The organism is Flavobacteriales bacterium, from assembly GCA_025210295.1.
GTDB lineage: Bacteria > Bacteroidota > Bacteroidia > Flavobacteriales_D > Parvicellaceae > S010-51.
Map to the genome: position 1 here is coordinate 136,847 of JAOASC010000020.1, position 7,398 is coordinate 144,244.

A 7,398-nucleotide genomic window follows, 5' to 3' on the forward strand; every position below is an offset into this window, starting at 1 on the left:
GATAAGATGAAAAAATCTCCCCAAATAAAACAAGGCAATATTCAAATCACAGAAATAATAAAAGAATATTTAGACTGTAAAACAGATTATTCTATTTTAATAAATGGTAAACATGGTATAGGAAAAACATATTTTTATAAAGAAATTCTTTCACCTGAAATACAAAATATAAATCTACCACAAAATGCAGCAGTAAATTACAAACCTATTTACATATCATTATTTGGACAATCAACTATAGAAAGCATTAATGATAGCATTTTTCTAGAAATCTATCCAATACTAAAAAATAAAAAACTGAAAATTGGGTTTGGCTTAGGAAAGTTATTTATTAAGAATATTATAAAATTAAACGATACTGACTTAAATGATATTTCTACTAATGCAAAAGCAGAAGTGCAAAACCTAGAGGAATTAGTCATATGCTTTGATGATTTAGATAGAATGGATGAAGCTTTATCCCAAAAATCTTTTTTTGGATATGTTAATACACTAGTTGAAAACTATGGCATAAAAGTAATTATTATAACGAGTGAAGAACACATCGAACTTGCTTCTTTATTTAAAGATAAAGTGATTGGCATTAACTTACAATACACTCCAAACTATAATCAAGTTTTAAATAATATAATTAATGATATTTACAAAGATGAAAAGGAGTACCTTAAGTTTCTTGATATAAATTCTAGCTTAATTCTTAATTATTTAAAACTAAATAACTACAATTTAAGAAGTTTAAAATTTGCATTAGAGAAGTATAGAAATATATATTCATCCCTAGTAATAAATTTGGCAAATGAAAAACTCAATGATAAAACTAAAAATCACATAATATTATCTATATTAAAATTCACTTTAGAGATTTCATTTGATTATAAAATTGGAAATATTAATATTACCAATTTTGATGTTATTAAAAATCTATATACAGATTCATATACTAATTTAAGTAGTAATAAAATTATAGACCTCAAGGAAAAGGAGAAATTTGAATTTATTTTTTGGAAAAAATATAAACTAAAGGAAAAAAGTAATTTTTATAACTCAATATTTAATTATGTTTCTGGACAAAGTCATTTAGATATTTTAAAAGTTATTAATGAAATAAAGTTAGAATTAAATATTTATAACGGGATTATTGATAAAAATGAAATTTTATTTATTGAGCTATCATACCCTTTATGCTTAAGTTTATCTGATCAAGATTATAAAAACAATTTAAATGAATTACTTGAAACAGCATATAAAGGTGATATAAAATTAAATCGTTATCCTGAACTTTTATTACTTGTTTTAAGGTTTGATAATTTACTAGAATTAGACCTTAATAGTTTATTGTCTAAACTTAAAAATGGTGCTAAAAAATCATCTAAAAAAAGTACATATAACAATTCATTCAATCGCTCAAAGAAAATTAGAAATAATTTTTTGGATACAGATTTCACCTTATACAATGAATTATTTACGTATTGCAAAAAGTTGAATGATGAGATTTTTGATAGTGGAAATGATTATCAATTAAAACAGTTATTTAATTATTTAAAAGATGACGTATATAACTTTAGAAATCAACTAGACGAAAGCTATAAGAACTATAAAGACACTCCATTTTGGCAAAATTTTAACCTTGATGAGATATATAAAGTTATTATGAACTATGATAGAAATAATATAGTTCATCTTATACATTACTTTAAAAACAGATACAAAAATATTGACTCTTTTACATTTGATAAATTAACTGAAAACGAATATTTAAAAGAGTTAATTATTAAAATAAACGAACCTGAATCTAGAAATGAAAAAACGATAGATAATTCATTATTAGATGAATTAACCAAGAGTATTCAAGCTTCAATAGATGTATTAATTAAGAATGACAACTAATTTAATATGAATATTTACAATTAGATTAAACTTGATTTGAAACAAAAAGCAGAATATTTATGGAGCCATGGAGAGTTTTTCTCTAGCAAGCAATTGGATAATTGCAAATATGTTTTCTATACTCTTCATGATTATTATATAGTTGTTAAACTAGAAAAAGAAGAAATTACCTCTATTCATCCATTTACTAAAGGTAAATACTTAGAGTATATGTTAGAGCAAGTTATTATAAATATTTAATTTATAGGTAATCTTCCTAAAATCATCATATTAATTTTTAAATTAAACCTAGCAATTTCATATTTTTCAAACAGATCATAAAAATATGTACTATTTAATTCAGTAAGTTTCACCAATAATTTGATATTTCTTTCAAACTTTTCACAATCCAATAATATTGATTTAGAGTCATCCAAATTTGTCTTTATACTTAAATCCAGTAAAGGATTAATAAATTCATCAATGATTACACTATTATAAACTTCAACTTCTTTATCTAAATTATCATATGTTAACAATAAGTTTAAATATTTAATTTTTATTGTTTCATCTATAGAATCATCAAGAGAAATTAATTTAACTTGGTCTAAAATATCAATTAATGTTTGACTAATAATCTTTATAAACTCATTTGATTTATCTTGAAAAGAATGCAAATTACTTAACAAGAATCGTTCTTCTTCTATTATTAATGTCAAATCCTTATGTATATCAAATATTATATTGTTTAACTCATTTTGTATTTTATCATCTATTAACACCCCATAAGACTCTATTAATTTTATTATGCTTATTTCATTTATTAACTTAATGAATTCATTTGCTTTTATTTCAAGGTTATTAGTATAACCTTTTTTTATATTATTACTATATCCTAATAAATTACCTGATAATATCCCTATATCTTTGATTGCATTTTCTAATGATGATAGAAATATATTTTTATACATTAAAGCTTGGCTATGTTTTTCATTTTTAAGTATCAACTTATCATTTTTACGTGTATTAAAATGAATCCAAATAGTAACAACTATGGCTAAAAAAGTTAATACACTTGAGATTATATCTGTGAAAGATAATTCAAAGTTAAAAGTAATTATAGATTCCATAGATTAAACAATTAAATGGTATATGTAAGGTTTATTTTTACTTCTATTATAGTTTATTTTACAACATAAACTCTTTTTATACTGAAAACTCTAATAATATTCATTAAATAAAAATTATATCCTTATGCTAGATAAAAAACAGAGAAATTGAATTAGCTGTTTCCTTAAGTCTTTTTATTAGGTCTTTGTCTTCTTCAGTAAACTTTATTTGTTCATTAGCATCTTTATTAATTTTGAAATGATTAGCCTTTTTAGAAAAAGTATTGTAAAGGTTTTTAAATAAGGTAATTTGCTCTTTTTCAAAAGTTCTTAAGTCATTATAAATAGAATCAATTACAGTTAATAATTCATTATACGTTAAATTTAATCTCTTAAGGCCTTTATCTAGTTCAAAGTAAGTATTAGCCTCTATTACTTTATCAAAATACACTTCAAATACTGTTATTTGATTCAAAACTTTTGCTCTAGAAAATTTCGAGTTATCAATAATATTTAAATTATCTAATTTTGTCCTTTCTCTTAAAACAATAAGTTCCTCTAATTTTTTTTCTGTTTGTTTTAACTTTTCTTTTAGCTGAGTGTTTTCATATTCTAAAGTATTAACTTTTTGTTCATTTATATTAGTAAGTTCTTTATTCTTTTTAACTAAGTTAGAAACATTTAACTTCAAATCTCCAATAGTTTCTTCTTTCCTTTTTAATTTTTCATTTGACTCATTCAGCCGTTTACTTAATTCTGTTTTTCTATCTTCAAGAACTTTTACCCTCTCTTGCCTTTCAAAAATCTCAGATTCCAACAATTCACGCTTAGATTCTTCTTCTTTTATTGTCGCAGATACACTAACTTTTAATTTTTTATAATCATTTAATAAATTAAAAAACCTATCATTATCAATTGTTTGTGTCTTTTCTATTATATGTTTCTGATTTATTCTCCATCTTTTATATTTTCTCGTTAACCAAAATGCTGCATTTCCGAATAGCGGCAACACAATAATAATTGTTCCAGTTGAAATCAAAGGCAAGTATAATGCAGACCAGCAACTAAATATTCCATTATTGGAATCTAAAATATATTCTAACTTATTTTGTTGAAGTACTTCTTCACTAACAAATAATAGAATTGTAAAAAACTTCCAGTTAGAAACTACCCATGAGATTATGAAAGTAGCATATAATGGGCTGTTTACTTTTTCATAGATACTTGTTTGCACACTAGTTTTGTAATCGTTGAAGTCCATAATTAAAAATATTTTTTATCAGATCTATTAAATTTCATTTTATGATGAGGATAATCTCGTTTGTATTTACTTATGTGATTCTCATAAACAAAACCTCTATCATCTAATACATTCATAGGTATGAGATAAATATCTTTTGTTTTACTAGGGCAATCTCCTACACCAAGAAATAAAAAAGCACTAACCCCTATTTTATCAGCATAATCTTTATATTCTTTAATTTTATGAAAGACTATAGTTTCTTTAGTTTTTGAATCTATTATATATTTATTTAAATCCAGTTTACCGTTTTTAAATCTTGACCTGTACTTGCATTCTATTAAAGTTTCAGTACACTCTTTAGTGTCATTATCTGTATACGATATATGAAGGTCAGGTGCTTTGTTAGAGTTTGGATAAGCTCCCTCATGGTACTTATCACCTCTCCATTCTAAAAACTCTAACCTGGTATCTTTTTTAATATTTAAAAGTTCTACAATCTGTTTTTCAAACAAATCACCTTTTTCTTTATTAATTTCTTTTTCCGTTTTAATCGGATTTATTTCAGCTGGTCCAGATTTAGATGGTTCAGCATTTTTATCTTGTTTTTTTTCTCTAAGAATCAATCTAAAAAAAGACTCATTTACATCATTTTTAAACAAAACATACTTGCTGTATTTATTTTCCCTCAAATAAAATAAAACAGAATAATACCCAACTGGAACAATTAATATTTTAATTAAAAATAGAATCATTTATGCATCTTGTAAATAGCTGCAAAAGTAGGTTTTAGGATTGTTTTTTAAAATAGGTATTTACACCTATGTAATAATGTTAAACACTTATTCCAGCCTATTTCATTGATATTTTCGCTATTTTTAACAAAACTTTTTAAGAAAAAAAACTTCACTTATAAGTAAAGTTTATAAATTTGTAACACATCACATCTAAATGCAGTATAATTTAACAAAGAGTAAGGAGCTTAGTGGTGATGAGGCTTCGATTTACTTGGTTAACACAATAAATAAAAATGAAGAGGAAATCTGTTTATTTACAAACTTTATAGAACAAAACATTGATAATTTTAAATTTGAAATTGAAGATATATTAATAAGACTAAAAACTATTGGAACTGTTACAGGAGCGAGAGAACAATTTTTCAAAACAAAAGAAGGCTTTCCTGGAGACTTCGTTTGTGCTTTGTATGATAACCCTAATTCTAACTTAAGGCTTTATTGCATAAGATATGGAAAAAACCTAATAGTAGTTGGAGGAGGTGGGCCTAAACCCAAAAGCATAAGAGCATTACAAGAGTCAGAAATATTAACAAAAGAAAATTATTTATTAAGAGAATTATCTAATAAAATAGAAGAGTATAGAAGAGATGGTCTACTATGTTTTACTGAAGACTATTATGATTTTGAAGGATGTTTAACTATAGAATGAAATGAAATGAAAAATAAAATGAAAAGTAAAGATTCAATAATTGGTAAATTATTGAAAGATATTCCTAGTTCTAGATCAGAAAAAGTTAAAAAGAAAATGTTATTAGCTTCTAAAATTTCTGAAGGAATGGCAAAAAAAGGATTTAAAAAAGTAGATTTAATGAAAGCAACTGGTCAAAAAAATCCTTCTGTCATTACAAAATGGTTATCTGGAACTCACAATTTTACAATTGACACTTTATTTGAAATTGAAGAAGCTTTAGGAATTGAATTGGTTAAAATAGACAATCAAACTAAGGTTGTTACTAATGAGTCTAATATTATTTCTAATACAAATATATTTATAGGCTATAAAAGGAGACAATATTCACCTGGACACCTTATAGAAAACAACAATAACAACAAAAGAATAGTTCATTATCATGCAACAGGAACAACAGACTAAAAGAAGTCTCAAATATAAGTTAGCCAATATTGAGGTATTAGAGTCTTATATAAAAGCACCTCAGAAAGCTTTACCTAATTTTAATGATTTCAGCTTCTCTTTAGATATTCAACATCAATTAAACCAAGATTCTGAAATTATATATGTAATTACTGAAATAACAGTTTTTCACTCATCGGATAAAGAAAATTTAATTGGAAAATATAAATCTAATTGTGTCTTTAAAATTCCTCAAATAAATGATTTTTTAGATAAGGAATTAAATTTACCTGAAAATCATCTTACAACATTGAATTCAATATCATATTCTACTACAAGAGGAATGATGTTTTCTGACTTTAAAGGTACTTTTTTGCATCAAGCAATATTGCCGATTGTTCCACTTGATTCATTTAAGTTAGTAAACGATAAAGAATAAATTACCAATTAATTTTACTCAACTTATCTTCTACCCCTTTATTACTCAATTTAATATAAATCATTGAAGTATCTATTTTCTTATGCCCCATTAAAGTTTTAATAAGCATAGGATCATTAGTTTTTGAAGCTAATAAAGAACCAAAAGTGTGCCTACCTATATGAGAACTCATTTTTTTATGCACTTTTGCTAAGCTGCTTATTGTTTTTATTGCTCTATTAAAATATCCTTCTGTATGAATAGGGAATAACTTATTGTTTTCACACTCTTCATTAATATATTTTAAAATTAATGGTATAGACTTTCCTCCAAATAAATTGTGCAAAGGCATATTGTTAATAGATGTGTTAACCTTTATCATTTTAAAAGATAAATAAACTTCATTTTCTGAAACAAAATCAAAATTAGATATTTCTAAATTTTGATAATCAGAAAACCGTAATCCTGTATAACAACTAAACAAAAACTTATCGAGTATAGGTTGTAAATGCTCTTTACCTTTTAAATCAACATTTTCAAATTCCTTTAATTCAGCTTCTGTTAAAAACTCTCTTTTGGATTCTTCTGTACGTATTTTAAAAGCATTATAAGGATTATTATCAGAAGTCATTAATTTGTTGTTTATAGCTCTTCTTATATAACTCTTAATTAATGCATGATATTTAGATTTAGTATTTTGCTTCAACTTTCTTTCATTTGATAAATAGTAATCAAAATCTTCTATGAAAGACAAAGTTAATTTATCAAAACTAAAATCTCCTCCTGCCCATTCCTGGATAGTATCCAATTTATTTAATTGATGATGAATTGTTGCATTACCTAAATCATTTCTTCTCCCTATTTCTTCTCTGCAAAACTTTATAAAGGTGTCTTTA

At 24.4% G+C, this 7,398-nt stretch carries 8 protein-coding genes; 4 read left to right on the plus strand and 4 right to left on the minus strand.

Translation table 11 applies throughout. From position 1 onward, the window contains the following. The first annotated feature begins 6 nt into the window (after positions 1-6). The gene (locus tag N4A35_06625; GenBank protein MCT4581076.1) at positions 7-1,887 is read left to right on the plus strand and encodes a KAP family NTPase; all 1,881 of its coding nucleotides are present in this window, start codon (positions 7-9) and stop codon (positions 1,885-1,887) included. A gap of 236 nt (positions 1,888-2,123) precedes the next feature. Here N4A35_06625 and N4A35_06630 read toward each other — a convergent pair whose 3' ends face one another. The 3 genes from N4A35_06630 to N4A35_06640 all read right to left on the minus strand — a co-directional run bounded on the left by N4A35_06630 (position 2,124) and on the right by N4A35_06640 (position 4,970). After that, positions 2,124-2,996, minus strand: coding sequence for a hypothetical protein (locus N4A35_06630; GenBank protein ID MCT4581077.1), 873 nt, complete (start codon positions 2,994-2,996; stop codon positions 2,124-2,126). A gap of 127 nt (positions 2,997-3,123) precedes the next feature. Further along, positions 3,124-4,014, minus strand: coding sequence for a hypothetical protein (locus N4A35_06635; GenBank protein ID MCT4581078.1), 891 nt, complete (start codon positions 4,012-4,014; stop codon positions 3,124-3,126). Between the two features lie 224 nt (positions 4,015-4,238). Continuing rightward, complete coding sequence (locus tag N4A35_06640; GenBank protein ID MCT4581079.1) at positions 4,239-4,970, minus strand: hypothetical protein; 732 nt, start codon at positions 4,968-4,970, stop codon at positions 4,239-4,241. Between the two features lie 196 nt (positions 4,971-5,166). On the opposite strand from N4A35_06640, the gene N4A35_06645 reads away from it, so the two are divergent. Genes N4A35_06645 through N4A35_06655 form a run of 3 tightly spaced genes read left to right on the plus strand, consistent with a single transcriptional unit; the run spans position 5,167 to position 6,523 of the window. Next, positions 5,167-5,661, plus strand: a complete 495-nt coding sequence (locus tag N4A35_06645; protein ID MCT4581080.1) for a hypothetical protein — start codon at positions 5,167-5,169, stop codon at positions 5,659-5,661. Between the two features lie 18 nt (positions 5,662-5,679). After that, positions 5,680-6,105: a helix-turn-helix transcriptional regulator gene (locus N4A35_06650; GenBank protein MCT4581081.1), complete on the plus strand. Its 426-nt coding sequence runs from the start codon at positions 5,680-5,682 to the stop codon at positions 6,103-6,105. Continuing rightward, the gene (locus tag N4A35_06655) at positions 6,083-6,523 is read left to right on the plus strand and encodes a hypothetical protein (GenBank protein MCT4581082.1); all 441 of its coding nucleotides are present in this window, start codon (positions 6,083-6,085) and stop codon (positions 6,521-6,523) included. The genes N4A35_06650 and N4A35_06655 overlap by 23 nt, the downstream gene beginning before the upstream one ends. A gap of 1 nt (position 6,524) precedes the next feature. On the opposite strand, the gene N4A35_06660 is transcribed toward N4A35_06655, so the two are convergent. After that, positions 6,525-7,398, minus strand: an 874-nt coding sequence (locus N4A35_06660; GenBank protein ID MCT4581083.1) for a site-specific integrase, incomplete at its 5' end; no start/stop codon positions are given.

Coding starts and splice junctions, on each gene's coding strand:
- N4A35_06630 (MCT4581077.1), bottom strand. CDS start 2,996: ATGGAATCTATAATTACTTTTAACTTTGAATTATCTTTCACAGATATA.
- N4A35_06655 (MCT4581082.1), top strand. CDS start 6,083: ATGCAACAGGAACAACAGACTAAAAGAAGTCTCAAATATAAGTTAGCC.
- N4A35_06625 (MCT4581076.1), top strand. CDS start 7: ATGAAAAAATCTCCCCAAATAAAACAAGGCAATATTCAAATCACAGAA.
- N4A35_06650 (MCT4581081.1), top strand. CDS start 5,680: ATGAAAAGTAAAGATTCAATAATTGGTAAATTATTGAAAGATATTCCT.
- N4A35_06645 (MCT4581080.1), top strand. CDS start 5,167: ATGCAGTATAATTTAACAAAGAGTAAGGAGCTTAGTGGTGATGAGGCT.
- N4A35_06640 (MCT4581079.1), bottom strand. CDS start 4,970: ATGATTCTATTTTTAATTAAAATATTAATTGTTCCAGTTGGGTATTAT.